The following is a 20277-nucleotide window of genomic DNA, read 5'->3' as shown; positions in this document are numbered from 1 at the left end:
CAGCCGCCGCCAGTTCTTCAAATATCTCGCAGTGCTTGAAATTATTAGCCGACAGGAAGCTTTAGCGGCCCTACAAAGCGGGGCAATCCCCGCACCTCTGCAAGCCATTATTGATCAGCTTCCAACCGAAGATGACCGGTTCCAAGCGCAGATGTTCATTATCGGTGCGCAAAACTTCAATCGCTTGCATCCCTTAAGCGAAACGGTTCGGCTGTCGCTGGACTGGACGATTGAGCAGAAAGACGATTTCTGGCGAGAAGCTTATAAGCTATGATCGTGATAAGGTGTCTTGGCGAACGCCGATCTTCTGCGTAAGATGCCCTCATCTTTCAGGCCATTGGTTTTGCCCGCCCCTGACACTGTCAGGGGCGTTTTGTTTTCGGCTCTGACTATTCTCTCCAAGACGGTTTTAAGCGCCCTTTAGAACGGGTTTTGGAGACACTTAATGGCCATTTCACCTTTCAATCATGGCACCCGCGTTATAGATGCTGGCAGTGAAGCCCGGCCTATGGAAGTCGCGGATGTGTCCACCATTGGCGCGGCTGTCATCGCGCCGGATGCTGATACTGCACTTTTCCCACTCAATGAGCCCGTAGCCTTTTACACGCATGAGGCTGACAAGGTTGCAGCACTTGGCACGAGCGGCAATGCAATCGACATTGTAAATGCCGTCCGCGCCCAAGGTGTTGAGGCACAACTGGTTTTTTCCCGTGTCGAACAGGGCGAGAATAATGAAGCCACCATGGCTAATCTGGTCGGCTCCGCCGCTGCCATGACAGGTGTGCATGCGCTTTCTTATGCCAAGGGCCATGTCGGTGTTGAGCCGGATATCCTGCTTGCACCTGGTTATTCTGCCGGACGTGTTGACAATGCCAAAAATCCGGTTGCGGATGCTCTGCAACAGATCGCGTCCAAGCTTCGTGCTATTGCCGTTCTTGATACAGGTGGACCGACCCGCGAAAAGAGCCTTGAATATCGGGCTGATTTCGCATCGCGCTATGTCTATTTGATCGATCCGTTTGTTCGCGTCGCCAGCGGGACTAATATTGTTGCAAAACCTGCTTCGCCGTTTGCAGCAGGTCTTATCGTCAAGAAAGACAAGGCCAAAGGTGGCCCCTACTGGTCGCCTTCCAATCAGGAAACGCAAGGCATTCTCGGAACCGCGCGTCCAATCACCTATTTCGACGGCGAAATCGATCACGAAGCCAATCTGCTCAATCAAGCTGGCATTGCAACCTTTATTCCGGCGCGGCTGGTACAAAGTTCCGGTGGCCAATTCTCGGCCAATGGCCGTATCCTTTGGGGCAATCGCACGGCTTCAGACGATCCATTGTGGAAGTTCATCAATGTTGTGCGCACCCGCGCCACGATTGAGAAGACGATTATTTCGTCTTTCCGCTGGGCCAATGACGACAATCTCTCCGCGCAGCATGTCATGGCGGTTCTCCGCTCACTTCAGCAGCTTCTGGACGAATTGACGGTTGTCGGGGCCATTCTGGGCGGTCGGGCATTTTGGGACCGGGACAGCAACACCAATGCCAGCCTGCGCGACGGCAAGCTGCGCGTTGAGTTTGATGCCGAGGAAGCACCGCCGCTGGAAGACCTGATTTTCGGATCGCGCCGTAACGAAGCCTATTTCGACAATCTTGCCGCTGAAATCCAGCGCCGCACGACTGTCTCTTTCTCCAACACCATTGGCGATCTGATCGCAGCCTGACAGGAGCAAGGCATATGACCCTTCGAATTGTTCGGGGCTTTACGCTCTATGTGAACGACAACGCCAACTTTGCGCTCGACATTGAGACGATGAAGCTGCCAGCGCTGGAAGAAACGACAGAAACCTTCCAGCCGGGCGGCTCCGACATGGAAGTTGAAATCGCAGGCCTCGGCGTGAAGGCATTCGTCATGCCGTTCAAGCTCAAGAGCCATACGCCCGAAACCATTGGGCTTTTCGGTGGCCCTCCTGGCATTCGGCAGAATTTCACGGGCCGCAAGCTGGTGATCTCTGAGGAGGATGGCAAGGAACACGAACACGCCATCGATGTGCAGGGGCGCTTGAGCAAGATTGAAGGCGAAGAACTGTCGGGCGGCAAAGCCACCGGCTACGATCATGAAATCAAGAGCATCTGGACCTATACCGAGTATTGGGACAACCAGATCATGCATCGTTTCGCCTTCAAGAAGGGCGGCTGGGATATTTGGAATTTCCAGCCCTATAACACGGCGCGCCGCCGCGTTCTGTTCGGATAAAAGGAAACGACATGTCAGACGTTAAGCCAAAGCTCGAAGTTAAAATCAATCTCGATTTCCCGGTGCCGGTTAAAGGTACAGACGGCAAGGAAGCCACCCGCGACAGCGTCACCATGCGCCGCCCGCGAACCGTTCATGTCAAGCGTCTGGCCGTGTTGCTCGGAGCGGATATTCTCAAAGGCATCATTGGTGACCAAGAGCCCTCTGCCGTCAAGATCGATAAAGACAACGTCGATATGGGCAAGCTTGCCGTCGACGTGATCAGCAAGGTTTTTGATTACGGCGTCTTGGACGAGTTGACCAAGATCATCGCCAGCATGTGCGATGAAGAACCCGCATTCATTGATCAAATCGACCCGTTCGACCTGGTGAAGTTTGCTCAGGGTCTTGTCGATTTTTTTCCGGCACTCCGATCTTTCGCGTCTACGAGTTCGGAGCAGACGCAGCAGCCTGCTTCCGCTGGCGACCAGACGACATAGACCGGCTCCCTTGGGCTGAATTGCTTGCCTATCGGGCTGAAATCCCCCGTTTGACAGGCCGTACGCAACCGGAAGAATAATATGGATGTTTCGCTTCTTATCCGGTTGATTGATCAGGTCAGTGGCCCTGCGCAGAAGGTGCGCGGGGCTTTGCAAGGTATTGGCAAAGGCATCGACAGCGCCAAGAATGGTTTTGGCGATGCCATTAAAAAAGGCTTCTCGATAGAGAATATCGACGCCGCCACCAAAAGCGCAGAACAGCGTTTGTCCAAAGCGAGAAGTCGCTTGTGGGGCGCGTTTGGACAGGCGATGACAATCGCCGCTCCTGTCATAAAGGCGGCACAGTTTGACCAGTCCATGAAAGGGCTGGAAAAAGTCCTCAATAATGTTCCGCTTGAACGCGTCAAGCAGCTACGTAAATTCGCGCTAGATACGAGCGCGCTGATACCTATCGCTGCGAAGGACTTGCTTGAGCTGATGTCGGAAGCCGCGCAGGGTGGCGTGCCGCAGCAAGAACTGGAAGCATTTTCCAGCTATGTTGCGAAAGCCTCGGTCGCCTTTGACATGGCGGGTCAAGAAATCGGTGAGCGCTTCGCCAAGCTACGCAACGTCTACCGGCTCAATCAGGAAGGGATCGAAGATCTCGGAGACGCAACCAATCATCTGTCGAATAACATGGCCGCCAAGGCCGAAGAAATTACCAATTTCACAAACCGCGCCGCAAGTGCCGCAGGCATTCTGAAGATAAATGCAGTGGAAGTCGCGGCTTTTGGTACGGCGATGGTCGCGGCTGGCGCTGTGCCTGAAACCGCTGCACGCGGCTTTAATGCTTTCGCAACGCGCGTTCTTGCTGGTGGCAAACGGATCGACGCGGCATTCAAAGGTATTGGGGTTTCGCGTGAGCAGTTGCTCAAGGATATTCAGACGGATGGCACAGGCGCGATCCTGAAGTTTTTCGAATTGCTTGCTTCAAAGGGTGATGAAGGCAAGGCCGCGTTGAAGGACATCGTCGGTCAGGATTATGTCAAAGACTTCGCCAAGCTGATCGATAACCCGCAGCTGCTTGCGCAGGCTCTGAAACTGGTAGCAGAGCAGAGCAATTATGCCGGTTCTGCAACTGAAGAAGCCGAAAAACAGGCTGAAGGCGCGGTCAAGAAGTGGGATTTATTGGTCAATAAGCTCAATCGTGGAGCCATTGTTATCGGCGACGCCTTGTTGCCGACCTTGCTTGAACTTGCCACCCAGGTTGGCGCGATTATCGATCAGTTTGCAGAATGGTCGTCTGCGAATCCCGAACTCACCAAGCAGATTGTTACGGCAATTGCAGCGCTGATGGGACTTTCGATCGCGGGAAAGGTGTTGGGGTTTGCCTTTGCTGGAATGAGAGCAGGCTTTCTTCCGCTGCTCGGCTTCTTCCTGAAGTTCAATAGTGCGGGCCGCAATGTTGCCAAAGGCTGGCTTCTGATGCGCTTAGGCGCTGAAGCTGCCCGACGAGCATTTGGCTTGTTTGCTGGCACTTCGCGCGTTGTCGCGACTGGTATGAGGGGTATCGTTTCAGGCGCACGGCAAGCAGCGCGGGAGATTGGTGCAACGCAAGGCCGGGCGCAAATGATGCGAACTGCTCTGCGTCGGATGGCCGCCGCCACATGGATGATTTCCATGGGCTTCGAAATCTTTGACGACTTTGGCCGCACGCCGGAAGAACGGCTGGATCAGCTGCGTAAGAATGCGGAGCGCTGGAGCAAGATCGAGCAGGACGTAGAGCAAACTTGGTTCGGCGAGATGTGGCAAGGCGTGAAAGATCGCGCCAACACTATGATGGGGCTTGAGCAAGGCGTAGTCCCGGCCGAGGCGCTTGCCGCGTGGGGGAAAGCCAAGGCCAAGCAGTTCTATGATGTCGGCATGAGCTGGATGAATTCGCTATGGGACGGCTTAAAGTCCATTTGGGCGAGCATTGAAGGCTGGTTCAATACAAAAATCGAATGGCTGAAAGGTCTTCTCAATTTCGATCTGAACATTAACTGGCCGACGCCTCCGGCTTGGTTGACCTATCTTATGGAGCTGGCCGGGAAAGGTGTTGCTGCGGCATCAGACGCTGTCAATTCGGGCGCGGCCGGTGCGCTTGTCCCGCGCGGCATCCCCAGCGGTGAAGACCCTATGACCAATCTAATGAACCCGGCCGGGGATGCAAACGTCAAGCAGACGATCGAAGTTTTACAAACTCCAAATGTGACAATACATGCACCGATGACCATCAACGGCACTTCTGATCCGGTTGCAACCGGCAACGCCGCAGGCGCTGCGATCGGTAGAATTGGCGCGCAGTATATGAGCCGCAAATCCGGTGCGCTTCATGGAGGTACGGAATAATGGGAACACCGTTGCTCGCCCTCGGCCCACATATTTTTGAGATTGCGCCTTTGAACTTTCAGCAGCTGGAACGATCGACCGAAGCTCTGTGGCCGTCAATCAGCCGCTTCGGTGGTCGCCCTGGTCGCCAGTTCACAGGCTATGGTGACGACAGTATGACGATCTCAGGTCTGCTGTTCCCTGATGAGGTCGGCGGTAAAGCCGAATTTGAAGCGATCCGCGTCACGCAAGCGGCAGCGCAGCCAGTCACAATGATGGGTTGGGCCATCGGCATGTCCATGGCCGCAAACTTGTTCGGCCGTGTTGTCATTCTGAATGTCCAGGACACGCAATCAGCTATCAACCGTCAGGGCTATGGTCGCAAGATTGAGTTCTCGATCGAGGTCGCTCCCTATCATGGCGACGGCAAACCTGTGGGGCTGTTTGGATGACTGCACGCCTTATCCCCGCAGGCCGCTTTTTAATTGATGCCGAAGACATGACGCTTGATCTGGCATGCTTCCAATATGCCTACCGCTGGCTTGGAAACAGAAAGCAGGCTGGAAAACTTGGCGGCTTTCTCGAAGCAACCTATGAAGCAAACCCCGGTCTTGCAGAGCTCGGTCTGATTTTGCCGCTCGGCACGACGATCAATATGCCGGAATTCACCATTTCGACGGAAGTCAGAACCGTGAGGCTTTGGAGCTAATGGCGCGTTCGCATCCATTTATCGAAGTCAGCATTGCAGGCAAGACCGTTCATGACGCCTTTTACCAGCGTCTAGTTTCCGCAACCATCCGCGATGAACCCGGCCAGAGCGCCGACACATTGGAATTGGTTTTTGATGATGTCGGCAATGAGATCAACATTCCCGAAAAGGGAGCAAAGATTGAAATCCGATTCGGTTTTCGTGGTGTCGGCACATGGAAGATGGGAACATTCGTCTTTGAGCGCGCCAGCTATAATTTCGGTTCTGACGGTGAACGCTTGACGTTATCCTGCAAGTCGGCCGAGTTACGCGCTGATGTAAAAGAACCGGTCTCGGAACATTTCGACGGCGAGACGGTTGGCCAGATCGTAGAGCAGCTGGCCAAGCGCCACAGCTATAAAGCCAAGGTCAGCGACGAAATCGCTAACACCAAGATAGAGTATATTGCCCGTACAGGGCAATCAGCGGCTGACTTCCTCACACGACTTGCTGACCGCACAGGGGCGTTGTTCTCAATCAAGGACAACACCTTTTTGTTTCTCAAGCGCGGTAGCCTTCCGCCGATCACTATCAACAAGGGCGATTGTTCTGAAGGCGAGTTCTCGGTTGAGCCGCGCCCCAAATACGGAAAAGCAGCCGCTGGATGGTACGACAAGCGCCGTAATAAGACGATTTACGAAGAACATTCGACCGGCCTAGAGGGGCCAGAACGCCGCCTTCGCACAGTTTACGCGTCTCAGGCCGAGGCCAAGAAAGCGGCAGAAGCTGAAGGCAGCCGCTTGGCACGCGCGACCGGCCAAGGTTCGCTCACGATCGCGGGCATGCCTGAAATGATGGCAGATACACCAATCAATGCCCAAGGCTTCCGCAAGGAGTTTGACGGCGAATGGCGCGCCGCCAGCGTCGAGCATCGCTTTGATGACACCTACACCACCAGCATTGAGCTTGAAGCGCCAGAGAAAGGAAAGGAGTGATGGACCACTCATTATATATAAGCAGCAGTGCAGTGGTGGCCGTGCATCTGGACGAAGCACGGGGGTTGCTCTCGATCGAACATAACGGCTCGATTACATGGGATGAATTGCAGGCGCTCAAAAATGAACATTTCGGCATCGAAGCTGTAGCCATTGAGGTTTACCCGCCAAACAGCCTTGTCGTGAACAGTCTGCCCATGCGCCACCTTTGGAAGCTTGGAGCTGGTGATTATTGGCCTGATCTGACAGGCCGCAAGCCAATAGGAGATTTGAATTTACGTGATCGCGACCTTCTGGTTCGCGCTCAATATGAAGATTTCAGCCAAGCGCTGAAGTAGGGACGGCCACGTCAATTCGTGGCGGCGGGACCAATCCGGCAAGATGTAACCCGCCCGACAGCAGCTAGAGATAACTGTCGCATCCGTTGCCCTTTCGGGCAGGCGGCTTGTGACTGATTCTCTGGATAATGGAAATGAGGGACGTTCGCTGCGGGAGTTGCCGCGCTTTACTTTTTAAAGCTGGACATGAACCGCTGACAACACCTATCGAAATAAAGTGCCGCCGTTGTGGCACTCTCAATCACTTGAGGCCCATAGAGCCCGAACCTGATCGCTCAAAGCGACAGTATGGAGCCTCGGCCTATAATGCCCAAGAATAGCAAACTCCCCACCTTGCCCGGAAACGCACCCGGAGAAAATGGTTTCAAGTACCGTCCTAAGCACGGCGTGATTCTCGTCTGCGAAGATGAAAAATCTCAGGCTCATTTGTATGATGCCTTGAATGCGCTTCGCACCTGTCAGATTAAGGTCGTAGCGATATGAAACTTAGCATCGTCAATAGCTGTAACAATTATCAATCCTATCGCGCCGCAAGAGTGAAATCTCTATTCAACGTCGAGGATGGCAGCCGGTTTGAGTTAACTGCCGATCTTCCGATTGAAGATATGCCTTGGGGCATCGGCCTCATCGTCGGGCCTTCGGGTTCTGGCAAGACATCGATGGGCCGCGAGATATTCGCGGCCGACCGCTTCGCCAAGTTTGATTGGCCTCATAACGAACCCATAATTGATGCAATTGCCCGCGACGGTGACTTCAACCACGCCACGGCCGCGCTATCGTCAGTTGGTCTCGGTTCGGTGCCGTCTTGGTTGCGGCCTTATCACGTCCTTTCGAATGGTGAGCAGTTTCGAGCTGATCTTGCCCGCGTCGTCTGTGACCGGCCGGAAGAGATTGTCATTGATGAGTTTACCAGCGTTGTGGACCGCCAGATTGCCAAGATCGGGGCGCTGGCCTTCGGGAAAGCTTGGCGGCGCGCTGGCGGCCGCGCTGTCCTGCTTTCTTGCCATTATGACATTATTGATTGGCTCGACCCAGATTGGGTCTTTGACACAGCGACAGGTGAGTTCACCGGGAGGTGTCATCGGCAACGGCCAAAAATCGAAGTGGAAATCCAAGAAACCAATTGGCAATGGTGGCCGTATTTTGAGCCGCATCATTATTTGAAGATGCCCCATATGATCGCGGCGACGTGCTACGTCGCTTTTGTTGACGGCGAACCCGTAGCGCATCTCGGCGTATCGACTCGGCCTGGCTTGGTTGAAGCTCGGGCCTGCCGTCTTGTCGTCATGCCTGAATGGCAAGGCGCTGGCGTTGGTATGCGATTCTTGAACGCCGTTTGTGCGGCATGGCGGCGCGGCGAGAACCGTTATGGCAAGCCCATGCCGACGCTCTTCCACACCTCACATCCGGGCTTGGCGTCTGCTTTACGGCGCGACCCACTATGGACGCAGACATCTGGCGTACTGCATGGCGGCAGTGCACGCCATTTGACAACCAAGAAAGGGCTTTACGGCGGGCATTTCCGTGCAGTCCAAGGATTTCGTTATATTGAGGGGATAGATATCCGAGAATGAGAATAGGAATTATCGGGCAGAAATGGCTTGCTTCCGCCGTCTTCGACGCTCTGGTGAATGATCACGAGATTGCGTATGTCGCGGCCCCATCATCCGACGATCGTCTTTACCGATCGGGAGCTTGCCTCGGTATTGAAGCAATCGCCTATAGTGTTGAAGGCTTGAGCCGTCTGGAATGCTTTAGCCTCGACCTGATCGTCTGCGCGCATGCGCATGTGTTCGTGCCTGCAAGTGTTCGCGACACGGCGTCGTTTTGTATCGGCTACCACCCGTCGCTCCTGCCGCTCCATCGGGGCAAGCGAGCGATTGAAGACACCGTCGCTGCTGGTGATAAAATTGCTGGTGGCTCGATCTATCATCTAAATGATGAATTAGACGCGGGTGCCGTGGCTTTTCAGGAATGGTGCTTTGTTCGTTCAGGAGAGACGGCCGCCGAGCTTTGGCGTCGTGCGCTTGGCCCTTTAGGCGTTGAATTGATTAGCCGTGCGGCAAATCATTTAGAGGCTTACGGCTTTATCCCGGCGAGTGATCAGGAGTGTTTAGAAGCCGTATCGGCTTAGGAGACTTTGAGGCGGCTTTTAGAGTGCCTTTAAAGGCCGCTTAAAAACTTTGATTTGCTGCCAAACCGCGTGACAAAATTGCCAAACCGCGCGACACGCTACAATGAGTTTGTCTAATAACCAGCGTCAAAATATCAGAAACGAGCGACACGCTACAATGACAAATGATAAAAAAGCTGAAAAAAGTCAATGAAATCAATGCTAATGGCGGAGGGGGTGTCAATTAGTTCTTAGCCTTAAATAATTGTTTTATATTAGCTTTATTTATCGTACTGATAGCATCTACACACATAGATACACACAAATTTTTTCAGTTCGAATCCCGTCTGACCGTCGAACTAACAAGGCCAAAAACGCAAAAAAGGCCCCATGCACCATCCTTGAGGACAGCACATGGGGCCGATGTTAGAGATAAATAATTGAATGGCCAAGGGCAAAGGCGAGCGCATGTTCTGCTCTCGCGCCTTTGGAATTCTCCCAACCCGGAAGCATGGCGATGGCATCTGCTTCCTTGCAGATCCACCAGGTATCGTCTGCCAATGCGTCTCGAAGAGAGAAGCCATGTGATTTTGCTGCTTCGTCTTGGCAGCCGGTCTGATTGCCAATGGATATGTCCACGCCGCCATGACGCTCAATATCTTTCTCGGCTGGGCTGAAAACGTAATGCCCATCCTCACGCAGCTTGGCTGTTGCAGCCTTGAAGGCAGGAAAGTTGAATTCCGGAATGCCGGACATCGGCCCCGCCAAATAGATCTTCATTGTGTTGCCCTATCATCCTTGCCTAACCCGCGCTCCTCATACGTGATCAAGAACGCAAGACAGCAGATTGCGTGCCAGAGGTGTGAATAGTTGGTTTCGGTATCCAGATCGCCAAACAGAAAGCTCTTCGTGGTTGGAGCTTTACCGCCCCACCAGGCCCACATGTGCCGCATGAGTGCGCCAAATACCCTTCCCCAAGTCATGCCTTTTTCCCAATTTCGAGCGGCGTACTTAGTCGCTCCAAAAGTGAGTACGGTTGCCAAGGCAAAAATGACTTCAGGAGGAATGAGATCCATACGGACCTTTTCAGAATCGTCTTTGCGGCCTTCCATCACATCACCATCTCAGGAGTTCGAACCTCTTCACCCACCTTCCCGTAATCGGAATGGTATGTGATCACCTTGGCCGACCGGCCCGAGATCCAACCGCCAGCAGCTTCGTATGAGGAAGGCGCTGCCAATGTCTCGTGCCGCTCGACTTTCATTAAATTGGTTGTTTTCAGCTCATCGGAATGAAGGTGGCCGACATGGGCATAGGAATACTTGGTCCGGCCGTAGACTTCACGAAACTTGCCTGCAAAGACGCTGTCGACGTCCTTGACGTTGCGCCGGTGCCCATGGTGGTAGAACAGCGAAACATTACCGAACTCGTGGTAATAGTACGTGGTGGCTGACGTATCTACTTCGATACGCGGCTCTTCATCGTAATGCGCGGACATCCATTCTCGCATCAGAGTGGCCGACACCGGATCATGGTTTGCATCAGCCATTACGACTTTGACGAACTCATGCTTTTCGAGAAGCATCGCGATAATCTTACGGACAACACGAACGGCCACTCTCGCGATCTTCTGGAAACGGCTGTCGCTGTCCAAAACGTGGCCGCTGGTAGGCGTTTTGGCTTCCATGCTGTCGTAGTGCATAAAATCGCCAAGCTGCGCCAGAATAGCGTATTTCGCTGGAGGAGAGCCCTCTATGGAAGCTCTAAACCATTTGAGGATCAGGTCTTCTGCAATCTTCAAATCGTAGTCGGCGCCGGACTCGTCTTTCCAAGACAACAACCCAAGATGCAGATCCGTCACCGTGTATTGGCAAAGCAGTTTGGCGTTCAGGCCAAGAGGAGAAGTCACCGGCTCTGCACGTGGAAGAGCATCAGTAAGCCCAAGAGCCATGGCTCTTAGACGAGCCTGAGCCATTTCAGCATCGACGTCGTGCCTAATCCAGCTCTGAACCTCAATACCGTCCTTAACGTGGGAGGTGATCTTTTTAACCACCCGGCCCTCGCCGACTTCGAACGGCTTTTCCTCCGGTTCGCCCAGCTTCTGAGTAACGGTCTCGCTAAGCGTTGCCCCGTCCTTGTCCGTGGTCTTTTTGACCGAAGACACGTGATAGCCAGGCATAGCGGGATCGGAGAGGAGAAAACCACGCTTGCTGGCAACCCGAAGGCGACTGTCAAATGTGTTCCGGCTGAGCCCAACTGATTTTGCAGCGGCCGAAACGTTTCGGCCTGCTGCTAAGTATGCATCGACGGTAAGACGACAAATTTCATCCGATAGTGGCGGCGTCGGCATTATTCACCATCCTTCGGCTTGCGGCCTGTGCGGCGTGTGAACCAGTCGAAAACCGCATCGGAGATCCACATCGCGCTGGTACCAACAAGGAAAGCCCCAGCATGGATCGCAACGTTCGAACCATCGTCCGGTGGCAAAGGGAAATTGACGGCCCGGAGATAGTGAAGGATTGGAGTGGTGAGATAACCCGCAGCCAGAGCGCCGCAGACTGGTGAAGCCACGATTTCACGTATCGTGTAGCGGCCGCGGGAGAGGGCTCGAATGACGCCCCCAGCGAAGCCAGCCAAAAGAACGGAATCTTTCAGGCCGAGCTGGTCGAGAAGATTGCTCAACGTGGTGCCCCTTAAAGAGTTTTGCGCGCGGGAGGCTTCCAACCGCACAGGGCCGCGCCCTTTTCATTGTGAGCCACGGCAGCGGCTACTTCGCTGTCCGTCATTGCTTTAATCGCGCGCTCACTCAGTGATATCGGCGCCGCAATCGAACAGAACGAACCTGTTACTGAGGTGCAGCCAGCCAGAGAGATGAGTAGAGCGGCAAGGATCATCTTCCCCATTTGCCTAACCTCTTTCGATTTGTTTCAGCATCTTGTGAAGCAACTTTTCTATCTATTTCATTCGAAACATTTTTTGCTTCAGTTTCTGCTTCAGCAGCACGCTCTTTTTCGACCGTTTTTCCATCGGCTTTGCCTTTGAAATAAACGCTAACCGCTCCGATAAGAGCCAAGCCGATATATGTTAGCCAGCCACCGGTTACTGTGTTCAGGAACACTAGAGCTTCAAACATGGCTACGTTCTCCAGCCAAAGCGCTTCGCCATGACGTAAAGGCTCTCGGAGAGCACGGCACCAACGAATGCGAGACATAGGGACACAAGTTGGACAACATCGGGATCTGTCGAGATCCGATGAGCCACATCGTCGGAAAGTAAAAAGATGGCAGCCATTGCGCCGGCACCGTAGCGCAACAGGATTCGCGCCAGAACGGACGAGATCATTTTGACGCCCCTTTCCAACGTTCGAAGAGTTTGGCGAGGGTCGAGGAAATTAGTGCGACCAGGTTAGTTGGCTGAACTTCTGGTGAGGGCTCTGGCTTTGCAGGCTCGTCGGGTTCACGCGTACTGCCTGCGACATAGCCCTTCCACTTGCCTGCCCGCAGCCGGTCGGAAGCTTTCTGCATCTTGAGCGCATATTCACCGCCTAAACCACCGCCATTGTAGACTTCTTCAATCTTAGCAAAGTCTCTAGCTTTGACGGCTGGAATAAGGTTCTTCGATTTCAAGAATGCTGCGAACGCGCTTAGCTGGTTGACTTCGCTGTCAACGAATCGCTCGAACATCAGCTTGGCCGAAGCAAATCCACAGATGGCATGATTGAAGCCCATGATCTGGTATCGGCCGATACTGATGGATTGATAAGCCGCCTCTTCATCATACTTGATAGCCTTGGCGAGCAAATCGTATCGAGCAGCAGGAGTGTTTTGCTCTTTGTAACCGCCCTTCGCAGGAGAGATCCAATCCTTGCGTGCAAGCCCGGCTTTAACCGCCGCAGCTCGCAGCGACGTGGGAATCAACTTGTAAAACCAGTGTTTCTCGAAAAGGATCTTGATGCGCCCATCTGGATACCAGCCAAAGCCGTTACTCTCGACTTCCGAGATTGCTTCGATATCTGCAGGGTGAACTCCGAGCTGATCTGCAAGAGTCGCTATATGTCGATCAGTGATCGCTTCAGCTCTACCGGTGCCAAGCATAGGCGCCTCCATAAAAAAACCGCCTCTAGGGCGGTGGATCAATCAAAAATGTGGAATGTTGCTAGGTCCGGCTGTCTTTCCCAGCGCCACCTTGGGGCTGGCGAACCTGAATTGAGGTGCGGAAGCCTCCGCGCTTCGTCAGCCGGTGGTCGAGATCATGGATACGATAAGTTCCGTCCACGCCGGCACGCACACCAGATACATCGACATTTGCTTCAGGCTCCGCGAGAGCGTTGCCGACAATTTCGATCGAACCTTGTCCCGATTGCCGCATGGATTCTTTCTTCAGCGCTTCGGCACGACTTCGAGCATGCTTCTCGGTTGCAGTCGAAAGGTGCTGCCTAAGAATTGCATCCACATCGGTATCATCGACGTCTGCGTCTACATCAACGCGCTTGCCCTTATCCTTGTCGAAATAGGACACTCGCACTTTGCTGTATTTAGGCTTTGTCGTGATCACCTTGATGCTGGCTGAGATCAGGTTATCGCCCCATGCTGCTGAGATCGAGGTGAGCGGTTTCCCCGATGCAGAGACGCCCTCGTTGCGCGCAACAAAGATCGCCTTTGTTCCCTGCGCTTTGAACGTTGCCCCCATCTCGCGAGCCATTCTCTGGCCCCAAGAAATGAAGCTTTCATTCTGTTGCAGCCAGTAATCACGCTCTTCGTCGCCGATAGAACCAACGGTTTTAACCGTAAAGCCCGCCTTCTGACCAAACTCCGCAGCTGTTTCCGAGAACTTTGCCTTGTCCTTATGGCGGAGGCTTCGCTGTTTCGCTCTGCCACCTTCGTCAACGGAACTTGCGGACAGTTTAACTGTGCGCCCTTCATCTTTCGTGATGTCGCATGTGACGTCGGTTACGAAGCCGTCAAAGATTGCTGTCCCCGAAACTGAGACATGAACCGTGGAACGCTTGTTGGGCAGTGCTATACGGCCGTCAACATCGGCCAGCGTCATATCCAGGTTGTCGGCTGCCTGGCCAGCTGAGCGCTGAACCCGCAACTCTAAAAGGAGAGGATCCAGGATCGAAGTCACATTTCGACCGTCAATAGTGACAACAAAATTATTCTTGATGAAAGCCATGACTTAATCCCAGAGACTGATAACTTCGGCGCTCGCGGTCTCCAGATCGGCAGAAGGGATCGCATCCAATGGAATCCGGACAACGGTACCGACGGGAAGCTGATAGCCTTTGTCAGCCAACTCTGGATTGAATGCGAGAACGGCTTCTACGAAGCCTTTGGGCTGGCGCCGGAGAAGACGCCAAATGATCTGTGCAAGTGTGAAGCCTTCAGCCTTCACAACCTCTTCGAGAACTGCTTGGGTCATAGAAGTAAGCTCACAATTGAGGTCGCCATTGACGTAAGCGGCGTATCAACACGGGTTAACTTCAACGAAAACGTAATTTCTTGGCCAACGCCGCCCGTGGAGATTTCACCGTGTTTTTCATCGATTTCATTGATTGTGTGCCAGCCCAGAGGAACGCCATCGCCTCTAAGCAGCGACAGCGGGATTTGAGCTTGCATCGCAAGGTGTAATGCCTCTAGCCGTCCTAGCCCGCCAAAGTGGAAAGGATGAAGGACACATTCGAGGTTTGCCGTCGCTTCATCCGCTCCCATTGCTTCATACACAGGGGCGGCGCCGATAACGTCATGCTTCGCGTAAGCCATTCGTGCGTTTCGCGACCGGCCAGTGATATTATTCCGTAGATCGAAGATCACGGGGCCAAGTATCATCAGCGCCATCGGATAGCGTCCTTATGGTGTAAGTTGGTGGTCCGCGAAGGACCGGTTCAACTGGTTGTTGAGATCCGCAACAGTGGATGGGATACCAACTTTCAGCTGCTGAAGAGTGGCAACGCATGCCTGCAATTTTGCTTGAAGCGCATTGATTCCAGCCAGGTCGACTGTGGGCCCCACGGTGACATTCAATGCATTGCGGATATCTTCCGCGGTGCTGTGGGCTTGCTGGAGGGCTTGCTCACCATCGACTTGCGGTGTGATCGAACCATCCGATGCAGTGCGATTGCTCGCGAAAGTTCCATCTGTGTCGATTTTAAGCCGGTCGCGAATGCTGGTTGAACCGTCACCGATCCAAAATTCCTTATCCGCAATCCAGCCAAAATATCGCTTAATATCCCTCTGTAGACCTGCCTTGCGCTCACCCTGAATACGGACCTGCTCTTCGAACGTATCCCCTGGACTGTCAGATAATAGCTCTGTCGCGGCGGTGAGACCGCCGCCGACTACAGCTGATTTTCCAGCAGCGGCGAGCGTGGCCATCCATGAAACTTTGTTCTTTGGCTTTGTGTCCGTCGTATCAACACCAGGCACACCACCTGTAGCGCCCAGCTTCGCCGCCGCGGCATCAAGGGCAGCCGCCGAGCCCTTCAAAGCCGTACCGGCAGTGATTAGATCCCACCCTGCTTTGACGAGCATTGCGACCGGCCCGCCTACAACGGCCGTTCCACCAAGAGCTAAACCGCCCCATGCAACAGGGTTGCCATCACGAAGTGACTGCTGGAAGTTATTGATCAAGCCCGCCATGGTGTTCAATCCAGACGAAATCGTATCCATCGGCATGACAGCTGCGGATAAGTTGGACATTGCGTCTTTGAACGCATCGAACGCAGCAAACGGATTTTCTGCCTGAATGGTATCGGCAGCTTTCAGACCGAACGCGTTATCACCACGATTTTCTTTTTGACGCTTGTATTGCTCGAATTGCTCCAAGGCACCAAACAACATATCGCCAGCGAGTCGGTTGCCGACGATGTTGCCGACGTAGGCTGCCATATCGCCGGGGTTGTTTACGTCGATACCCTTTTTAACCAATGCGGGCTTTAGGACACCGTCCATCCACTCAAGCGGGTTGGCATAGAAGCGATCAGCCTCAGTGAGTGTGCCCGGATCGATGATCTTCCCTTTATTGTTACGGACAACGCCCTGACGAAGCCCGAGCTCAACCTGTCGCTCCAGCTGTGCTACAGGAGTGCGGCCCGATGCGAGATTATCAAAAGCTGCTCGGATCTTGCCGCCCGAGTCTGAACCGCCCGTTTCTGCCGCCATGTAAGGAAGCCAGGTGGAGATAAAGTCTTTGCCATATGCCTTACCTGGTGCGCGTGCGAATTTGATCGCCTGTGCATAGCTTTCTGGCGAAATATCACGACCAATAACTTGTTGCGAGCGGATATATCCATCAAGCATATTGGTGTAGAGCTCTGGATCTTGCACACCCATGTTGTCCATGGCTTTGTTGAATGCACGGAGACCATCGATAGCTCCCTCTTTACCAAAGAGGTTTTTCAGTACAAGCATTGCCCTCATCATTGGATCAGCAATGCTCAAGGCTGTATCGGTATCAATGGCGTTGAGAGACGAATCCTTCAAAACCTCCAGAACTTCTGCTTTATTCAAATTGTATTTCGATACGAATTTATCCGCAGACGCATCGATTTTTCCACGCTCTGATTCGCTAAGGCCAGCGTATTTCATTTCGGCTTGCTGGACCCGTTCACGTGATGCCGCGGTCAGAGCAGCCCTCGTACCCGTCGATGCAACATAAAGGCCGGTATAGCCACCACCCATAAGGTAACCGAACTTCTTCAAGTTCTCGAATTGAGTGTGCAGTCTACCAGCAGACTTTTCCGCTTCGTTCAACCGTGTTCGAACGGCAGTCAAATGTGAAACAGTCGCCTGGCGCCAAGCAGCAATGTCATTTTTCCGCATCGCATCAGTGAGATTGCGCGACTGGAATTCTTGATGCAGCTGTTCCCAGCTGCGACGCACGAGATCAAGCTCGCGCGGCGTCGCCTTAAGTTTATCAAGTTGGCGCTGCAAGCCCAGACCCCATGGGGCTGAATTGAGCCTTTTGGAGTCTTGTTCGATCTGCCGAAGCGCGTTACTGACGGTCTGAGCCTCTTTTGTATCAGCTTTAACGCGGAGTAGCAGCTCGCCAATAAGCGTTCGTGCCATACATCACCTTTTGAATTTGGTGCCAGAGATCTTCGCTTGAAACAACATTTCTTCTCGACGGAGACTCAAGGCATCACAATAGAAGGCCAGGATATCCAGCCAATCCATCTCTATGACCGTCGGAAGAGGTGTATTGAAAACGTTCGCGACTAATCCGACGCACTCTCGCCAGTTGGCGGGATAAATCCTTCCGATGCGTCGCGAACAGAACGGGGCAAAAAATCCAAACCTGCCTCATCCAGTGTGTCGGCGTCGTCTGCATCAAGCGCATCATAGACTTCGAATGGGATATCAAACACAGGCGGCGCAAGTTTCTTGCCCGCGCGGGAGTTCGCAACATATTCGCGAATTTCTTTGCCGGTGACGCGGCGAACGCGTACTTCTGCGTAACGCACGCCGTTTACCGTTACCGGCCACTCAAGCGGGATCATCTTTTCGCGTGGCTTGTCGCTGTCGAATTTAATGACATTGCTGTCAACCTGATCTGTTGTGTCGCCATTAATGACGGTAGTTGGAGCATTCATCGTTTTAGTCCCTATCAGGAAAGTCCAATATTAGCCGCGACAGTTGACATTGGCGCTCTACCATCAAAGCGCACGCCGGCCGGACCCGCAAAATAATCGAAGTAGATCTTCTCTTCGTTTTTGATTGTAAGCTCGTAGAAAACGAGCTCATTGACGGCATAGGCAGTCGAGACGCCCTGATCTGGGCTATACTCACCTGGATCAAGCTCCGTCATCTTCCCTTCGATGACACCGATAAGAGGGATATCCTCTTGTGTCTGCGTGTCGTAAAGGTTGGCGCGGAAAGTGTACTTGATGCGCGTATTCGCCATAAACCTCTTCATAAGATGCGGTTGGACGCCTTCCAGACTGAACGTAAGAGCGTCAATTTTAAAGCTGTTCAGTCCCAGCGTCAGACTTGCCGCAGCGCCACCGCCCAAGTGTTCCTTGGTGTTGCGGGTAAGCTTTGGCAGCTTCACAGACTTCATCGAAAGGAATTCCGAGCTGGTCGGATCGTCATCGCCGATGAAAAGGTTTGCAGCATTCAGGTTTGTAATCGTAGCGGACATTTATTGCTCCGTATCTTAAAAGGGCGGCGATCACTGAGAGGTGATCGTGCCGTCCGAACCGATTGCCACTGCGATGCTCGACACAAGCGACTCCAGCGCAGCTTCATAACGGCGCGAACGCAGAGTGAGTTTGCGGAATACCGGTGGTTCTTCAGCTTGGAAAGTGATGTTGAGGAAGCCCAGCCGCAACTGTGATGTCGAGTTGTCCGCTGGGGTGAAGTAGATCTTGTACCCAAGAAGATAATCGCGGTTGCGCATATCTCGAAGCTTGGACTCGATCGTATTCACGACGGCCTGCACGAGAGCCAAGGTGATGTTGTACTTGCCCAGATAGCCTCGGATCGTTTTAACCTGGTAAAGTTCAATAAAATCGCGGAGTCGATTGACGTGAGCGAACTGCCAAGCGCTTTCTCCCGAAAGCGTATCAGTTCCCCAAAACGTGTATCCGCCATCAGTTAGAGAGCCATCCACACCGACCTCACCGCGGAACACGATACCGAAACCGCGACTGATATCCAGCTGGCCCTGATTGGAGGCGTCAGTAATGGAGAACGGAATACGAGGCGATACGCCCGAGATCCCGTAGAGTTGCTGGTTTGCGATCGAGAAAGCCGGAACGCCACCCGCTTCAGCATCTCGACGCGCATAAAGCGCGATTACATATGGCGAAAGCGGCTTCTCCACGATGCTACCCTCGGCATCGACAATTTTTGCAACCTGACGAACAGGGTGCAAGATATGCGCGGACCGTGGGAGGGTTTCTAGCCAGGTCAATGCCTCTTCAGGAGAGCCAGTAGGGCCTTCTGGCAGGAAGCGGGCACGTGTGCGCTCGGCAACGGTAACAATGTTTGAGCAGACAGCGTTCGCCATTACCTCAATTGTGGCTGTAGCTGCCGGCATGACCTTATCCTCTGCTGTGCCGCCGCCGCTAAAGGTGACATTCACTGCGCCAGAGAGATTTTCGCCAAGCTTATCAATTACGATCGATACGACTTTGCCAGCATTTTCGCCAGTGCCAAGCACTGCATGCGCAGTCGGCAAAACTTTTCCCGAACCGCTTCCACCACCGGTAAAGGCGACAGTGGGCGCTTCAGTTAGACCCGATCCCGCATTGGTAATGACCACGTTTGGCCCAGAAATTTGCTGGTGGGTATGTCCTGGAGCGATCAAAAGACGTGCGGTTACGCCGAGCAGTTCCGGCGCATCCAGAAATGCCCAGATGCCGGTTCCGCTTGCTTCACTACCAACGATGTTTGCAATGGTCTCGTTGTCGTCTGCACCCTTTTTAACGCGTACAATGACGACGCTTGCCGCAGCGCTTGAAGCTGCCAGCTGGGACGAAATGCCTACGAGCGCATCTTCTAGCGTGCCGCCCCCAAGCTTGCTACGCTTCGTCGTATCGTTAGTGAACAGATGCACTGGAACATTGAGCGGAAACACTGTTTCGTCCGCATCTGGCGCCGTTCCAATAACACCGATTACGCTCATATCGGCATTCAAAGCAGTCGATGCTTCGATGCCGTCTCGAATATGTTGGATGCCAACTACAAGTTCGGCCATCTTTATTTCTCCATAGGTGAAGCCCAACTGAGGGCAACAAAAAACCCGGCGCAATGGCCGGGCTCAAACACAAAAACCGCCCGAAGACGGTTGTTAGAGTTCGTATGCTTCTCGCCAAAAGTCGTCTTTTTGTTCGACAGACCAGCCCAACGAGAGGCGCACCGTTTCGCTTAAGGGATGCAAGCGATTGAAGTTTTGCGCACCGATAATGAACATCTGCGCTTGGAACCGGTCATCTTCGGTTGGAAGCTGATCAATAATGGCTTGCAGTGGTGCGGGGATAGCGCCGCTTTGTAGGGCCGCTAAAGCTTCCTGTCGGCTAATAATTTCAAGCACTGCGAGATATTGGAAGAACTGGCGGCGGCTT

At 53.4% G+C, this 20277-nt stretch carries 25 protein-coding genes and 2 pseudogenes; 12 read left to right on the top strand and 15 right to left on the bottom strand.

The annotated features are described in order from the left end of the window. The 12 genes and pseudogenes from ABE527_RS20385 to ABE527_RS20330 all read left to right on the top strand — a co-directional run. Window positions 1–274 (top strand): annotated as a pseudogene (locus ABE527_RS20385) (hypothetical protein); the annotation flags it as partial. Between the two features lie 171 nt (window positions 275–445). Then, window positions 446–1717, top strand: coding sequence for a phage tail sheath subtilisin-like domain-containing protein (locus ABE527_RS20380; RefSeq protein WP_499698152.1), 1272 nt, complete (start codon window positions 446–448; stop codon window positions 1715–1717). Window positions 1718–1731: 14 nt separating this feature from the next. Further along, window positions 1732–2250, top strand: a complete 519-nt coding sequence (locus tag ABE527_RS20375) for a phage major tail tube protein (protein ID WP_499698151.1) — start codon at window positions 1732–1734, stop codon at window positions 2248–2250. Window positions 2251–2261: 11 nt separating this feature from the next. Then, window positions 2262–2729 (top strand): hypothetical protein, encoded by a 468-nt coding sequence (locus tag ABE527_RS20370; protein WP_499698150.1) that lies wholly within the window; start codon window positions 2262–2264, stop codon window positions 2727–2729. Window positions 2730–2810: 81 nt separating this feature from the next. Next, window positions 2811–5099, top strand: a complete 2289-nt coding sequence (locus ABE527_RS20365; protein ID WP_499698149.1) for a phage tail tape measure protein — start codon at window positions 2811–2813, stop codon at window positions 5097–5099. After that, entirely contained in the window at window positions 5099–5530 is a 432-nt protein-coding gene (locus tag ABE527_RS20360) for a phage tail protein (RefSeq protein ID WP_499698148.1), read from the top strand. The genes ABE527_RS20365 and ABE527_RS20360 overlap by 1 nt, the downstream gene beginning before the upstream one ends. Next, complete coding sequence (locus ABE527_RS20355; RefSeq protein ID WP_499698147.1) at window positions 5527–5787, top strand: tail protein X; 261 nt, start codon at window positions 5527–5529, stop codon at window positions 5785–5787. The genes ABE527_RS20360 and ABE527_RS20355 overlap by 4 nt, the downstream gene beginning before the upstream one ends. Beyond that, window positions 5787–6761, top strand: a complete 975-nt coding sequence (locus ABE527_RS20350; protein WP_499698146.1) for a phage late control D family protein — start codon at window positions 5787–5789, stop codon at window positions 6759–6761. The genes ABE527_RS20355 and ABE527_RS20350 overlap by 1 nt, the downstream gene beginning before the upstream one ends. Then, a complete protein-coding gene (locus ABE527_RS20345) occupies window positions 6761–7099 on the top strand; it encodes a DUF7694 domain-containing protein (protein WP_499698145.1) in 339 nt (112 codons plus the stop codon). The genes ABE527_RS20350 and ABE527_RS20345 overlap by 1 nt, the downstream gene beginning before the upstream one ends. A 128-nt stretch (window positions 7100–7227) precedes the next feature. Then, complete coding sequence (locus ABE527_RS20340; protein WP_499698144.1) at window positions 7228–7419, top strand: Com family DNA-binding transcriptional regulator; 192 nt, start codon at window positions 7228–7230, stop codon at window positions 7417–7419. A 159-nt stretch (window positions 7420–7578) separates the two neighbouring features. Beyond that, the gene (locus tag ABE527_RS20335; RefSeq protein ID WP_499698143.1) at window positions 7579–8673 is read left to right on the top strand and encodes a GNAT family N-acetyltransferase; all 1095 of its coding nucleotides are present in this window, start codon (window positions 7579–7581) and stop codon (window positions 8671–8673) included. Beyond that, window positions 8670–9233, top strand: coding sequence for a formyltransferase family protein (locus ABE527_RS20330; RefSeq protein ID WP_499698142.1), 564 nt, complete (start codon window positions 8670–8672; stop codon window positions 9231–9233). The genes ABE527_RS20335 and ABE527_RS20330 overlap by 4 nt, the downstream gene beginning before the upstream one ends. Window positions 9234–9638: 405 nt before the next feature. Here ABE527_RS20330 and ABE527_RS20325 read toward each other — a convergent pair whose 3' ends face one another. The 15 genes and pseudogenes from ABE527_RS20325 to ABE527_RS20255 form a co-directional block, all read right to left on the bottom strand. Continuing rightward, on the bottom strand, window positions 9639–9992 hold the full coding sequence (locus tag ABE527_RS20325; protein WP_499698141.1) for a DUF4406 domain-containing protein: 354 nt from the start codon (window positions 9990–9992) through the stop codon (window positions 9639–9641). Continuing rightward, window positions 9989–10324, bottom strand: a complete 336-nt coding sequence (locus ABE527_RS20320; RefSeq protein WP_499698140.1) for a dATP/dGTP diphosphohydrolase domain-containing protein — start codon at window positions 10322–10324, stop codon at window positions 9989–9991. The genes ABE527_RS20325 and ABE527_RS20320 overlap by 4 nt, the downstream gene beginning before the upstream one ends. After that, a complete protein-coding gene (locus ABE527_RS20315) occupies window positions 10324–11562 on the bottom strand; it encodes a helix-turn-helix domain-containing protein (RefSeq protein WP_499698139.1) in 1239 nt (412 codons plus the stop codon). The genes ABE527_RS20320 and ABE527_RS20315 overlap by 1 nt, the downstream gene beginning before the upstream one ends. Then, window positions 11562–11894, bottom strand: coding sequence for a hypothetical protein (locus ABE527_RS20310; protein ID WP_499698138.1), 333 nt, complete (start codon window positions 11892–11894; stop codon window positions 11562–11564). The genes ABE527_RS20315 and ABE527_RS20310 overlap by 1 nt, the downstream gene beginning before the upstream one ends. 208 nt (window positions 11895–12102) lie before the next feature. Next, the gene (locus ABE527_RS20305; protein WP_499698137.1) at window positions 12103–12345 is read right to left on the bottom strand and encodes a hypothetical protein; all 243 of its coding nucleotides are present in this window, start codon (window positions 12343–12345) and stop codon (window positions 12103–12105) included. 2 nt (window positions 12346–12347) lie between these two features. Then, window positions 12348–12554: a hypothetical protein gene (locus tag ABE527_RS20300; RefSeq protein ID WP_499698136.1), complete on the bottom strand. Its 207-nt coding sequence runs from the start codon at window positions 12552–12554 to the stop codon at window positions 12348–12350. Further along, complete coding sequence (locus tag ABE527_RS20295; protein WP_499698135.1) at window positions 12551–13306, bottom strand: N-acetylmuramidase family protein; 756 nt, start codon at window positions 13304–13306, stop codon at window positions 12551–12553. The genes ABE527_RS20300 and ABE527_RS20295 overlap by 4 nt, the downstream gene beginning before the upstream one ends. A gap of 61 nt (window positions 13307–13367) precedes the next feature. Beyond that, entirely contained in the window at window positions 13368–14387 is a 1020-nt protein-coding gene (locus tag ABE527_RS20290; RefSeq protein ID WP_499698134.1) for a phage late control D family protein, read from the bottom strand. A gap of 3 nt (window positions 14388–14390) precedes the next feature. After that, entirely contained in the window at window positions 14391–14633 is a 243-nt protein-coding gene (locus ABE527_RS20285; protein ID WP_499698133.1) for a tail protein X, read from the bottom strand. After that, window positions 14630–15049: a phage tail protein gene (locus ABE527_RS20280; RefSeq protein WP_499698132.1), complete on the bottom strand. Its 420-nt coding sequence runs from the start codon at window positions 15047–15049 to the stop codon at window positions 14630–14632. Before ABE527_RS20280 ends, ABE527_RS20285 begins: the two co-directional genes overlap by 4 nt. Window positions 15050–15061: 12 nt before the next feature. Beyond that, window positions 15062–17278 carry a hypothetical protein gene (locus ABE527_RS20275; protein WP_499698131.1) on the bottom strand — a complete coding sequence of 739 codons (2217 nt, stop codon included), beginning with the start codon at window positions 17276–17278 and terminating at the stop codon, window positions 15062–15064. Between the two features lie 149 nt (window positions 17279–17427). Further along, window positions 17428–17802, bottom strand: a complete 375-nt coding sequence (locus ABE527_RS20270) for a phage tail assembly protein (protein ID WP_499698130.1) — start codon at window positions 17800–17802, stop codon at window positions 17428–17430. Window positions 17803–17816: 14 nt separating this feature from the next. Continuing rightward, window positions 17817–18350 carry a phage major tail tube protein gene (locus tag ABE527_RS20265; RefSeq protein ID WP_499698129.1) on the bottom strand — a complete coding sequence of 178 codons (534 nt, stop codon included), beginning with the start codon at window positions 18348–18350 and terminating at the stop codon, window positions 17817–17819. 30 nt (window positions 18351–18380) lie between these two features. Continuing rightward, window positions 18381–19910 (bottom strand): phage tail sheath protein, encoded by a 1530-nt coding sequence (locus tag ABE527_RS20260; RefSeq protein ID WP_499698128.1) that lies wholly within the window; start codon window positions 19908–19910, stop codon window positions 18381–18383. A gap of 93 nt (window positions 19911–20003) precedes the next feature. Next, window positions 20004–20277, bottom strand: a pseudogene (locus ABE527_RS20255) (hypothetical protein); the annotation flags it as partial.

The sequence above is a fragment of the Brucella sp. TWI432 genome (assembly GCF_039674445.1).
GTDB lineage: Bacteria > Pseudomonadota > Alphaproteobacteria > Rhizobiales > Rhizobiaceae > Brucella > Brucella chromiisoli.
The sequence above is the reverse complement of the archived record's forward strand: the minus strand, read 5'-3'. Positions and strand labels throughout refer to the sequence as shown.

What these genes read in the sequence shown, in the direction of transcription:
- ABE527_RS20380 (WP_499698152.1), top strand. Translation starts at nt 446, where the DNA reads ATGGCCATTTCACCTTTCAATCATGGCACCCGCGTTATAGATGCTGGC.
- ABE527_RS20375 (WP_499698151.1), top strand. Translation starts at nt 1,732, where the DNA reads ATGACCCTTCGAATTGTTCGGGGCTTTACGCTCTATGTGAACGACAAC.
- ABE527_RS20370 (WP_499698150.1), top strand. Translation starts at nt 2,262, where the DNA reads ATGTCAGACGTTAAGCCAAAGCTCGAAGTTAAAATCAATCTCGATTTC.
- ABE527_RS20365 (WP_499698149.1), top strand. Translation starts at nt 2,811, where the DNA reads ATGGATGTTTCGCTTCTTATCCGGTTGATTGATCAGGTCAGTGGCCCT.
- ABE527_RS20360 (WP_499698148.1), top strand. Translation starts at nt 5,099, where the DNA reads ATGGGAACACCGTTGCTCGCCCTCGGCCCACATATTTTTGAGATTGCG.
- ABE527_RS20355 (WP_499698147.1), top strand. Translation starts at nt 5,527, where the DNA reads ATGACTGCACGCCTTATCCCCGCAGGCCGCTTTTTAATTGATGCCGAA.
- ABE527_RS20350 (WP_499698146.1), top strand. Translation starts at nt 5,787, where the DNA reads ATGGCGCGTTCGCATCCATTTATCGAAGTCAGCATTGCAGGCAAGACC.
- ABE527_RS20345 (WP_499698145.1), top strand. Translation starts at nt 6,761, where the DNA reads ATGGACCACTCATTATATATAAGCAGCAGTGCAGTGGTGGCCGTGCAT.
- ABE527_RS20340 (WP_499698144.1), top strand. Translation starts at nt 7,228, where the DNA reads ATGGAAATGAGGGACGTTCGCTGCGGGAGTTGCCGCGCTTTACTTTTT.
- ABE527_RS20335 (WP_499698143.1), top strand. Translation starts at nt 7,579, where the DNA reads ATGAAACTTAGCATCGTCAATAGCTGTAACAATTATCAATCCTATCGC.
- ABE527_RS20330 (WP_499698142.1), top strand. Translation starts at nt 8,670, where the DNA reads ATGAGAATAGGAATTATCGGGCAGAAATGGCTTGCTTCCGCCGTCTTC.
- ABE527_RS20325 (WP_499698141.1), bottom strand. Translation starts at nt 9,992, where the DNA reads ATGAAGATCTATTTGGCGGGGCCGATGTCCGGCATTCCGGAATTCAAC.
- ABE527_RS20320 (WP_499698140.1), bottom strand. Translation starts at nt 10,324, where the DNA reads ATGGAAGGCCGCAAAGACGATTCTGAAAAGGTCCGTATGGATCTCATT.
- ABE527_RS20315 (WP_499698139.1), bottom strand. Translation starts at nt 11,562, where the DNA reads ATGCCGACGCCGCCACTATCGGATGAAATTTGTCGTCTTACCGTCGAT.
- ABE527_RS20305 (WP_499698137.1), bottom strand. Translation starts at nt 12,345, where the DNA reads ATGTTTGAAGCTCTAGTGTTCCTGAACACAGTAACCGGTGGCTGGCTA.
- ABE527_RS20300 (WP_499698136.1), bottom strand. Translation starts at nt 12,554, where the DNA reads ATGATCTCGTCCGTTCTGGCGCGAATCCTGTTGCGCTACGGTGCCGGC.
- ABE527_RS20295 (WP_499698135.1), bottom strand. Translation starts at nt 13,306, where the DNA reads ATGCTTGGCACCGGTAGAGCTGAAGCGATCACTGATCGACATATAGCG.
- ABE527_RS20290 (WP_499698134.1), bottom strand. Translation starts at nt 14,387, where the DNA reads ATGGCTTTCATCAAGAATAATTTTGTTGTCACTATTGACGGTCGAAAT.
- ABE527_RS20285 (WP_499698133.1), bottom strand. Translation starts at nt 14,633, where the DNA reads ATGACCCAAGCAGTTCTCGAAGAGGTTGTGAAGGCTGAAGGCTTCACA.
- ABE527_RS20280 (WP_499698132.1), bottom strand. Translation starts at nt 15,049, where the DNA reads ATGGCGCTGATGATACTTGGCCCCGTGATCTTCGATCTACGGAATAAT.
- ABE527_RS20275 (WP_499698131.1), bottom strand. Translation starts at nt 17,278, where the DNA reads ATGGCACGAACGCTTATTGGCGAGCTGCTACTCCGCGTTAAAGCTGAT.
- ABE527_RS20270 (WP_499698130.1), bottom strand. Translation starts at nt 17,802, where the DNA reads ATGAATGCTCCAACTACCGTCATTAATGGCGACACAACAGATCAGGTT.
- ABE527_RS20265 (WP_499698129.1), bottom strand. Translation starts at nt 18,350, where the DNA reads ATGTCCGCTACGATTACAAACCTGAATGCTGCAAACCTTTTCATCGGC.
- ABE527_RS20260 (WP_499698128.1), bottom strand. Translation starts at nt 19,910, where the DNA reads ATGGCCGAACTTGTAGTTGGCATCCAACATATTCGAGACGGCATCGAA.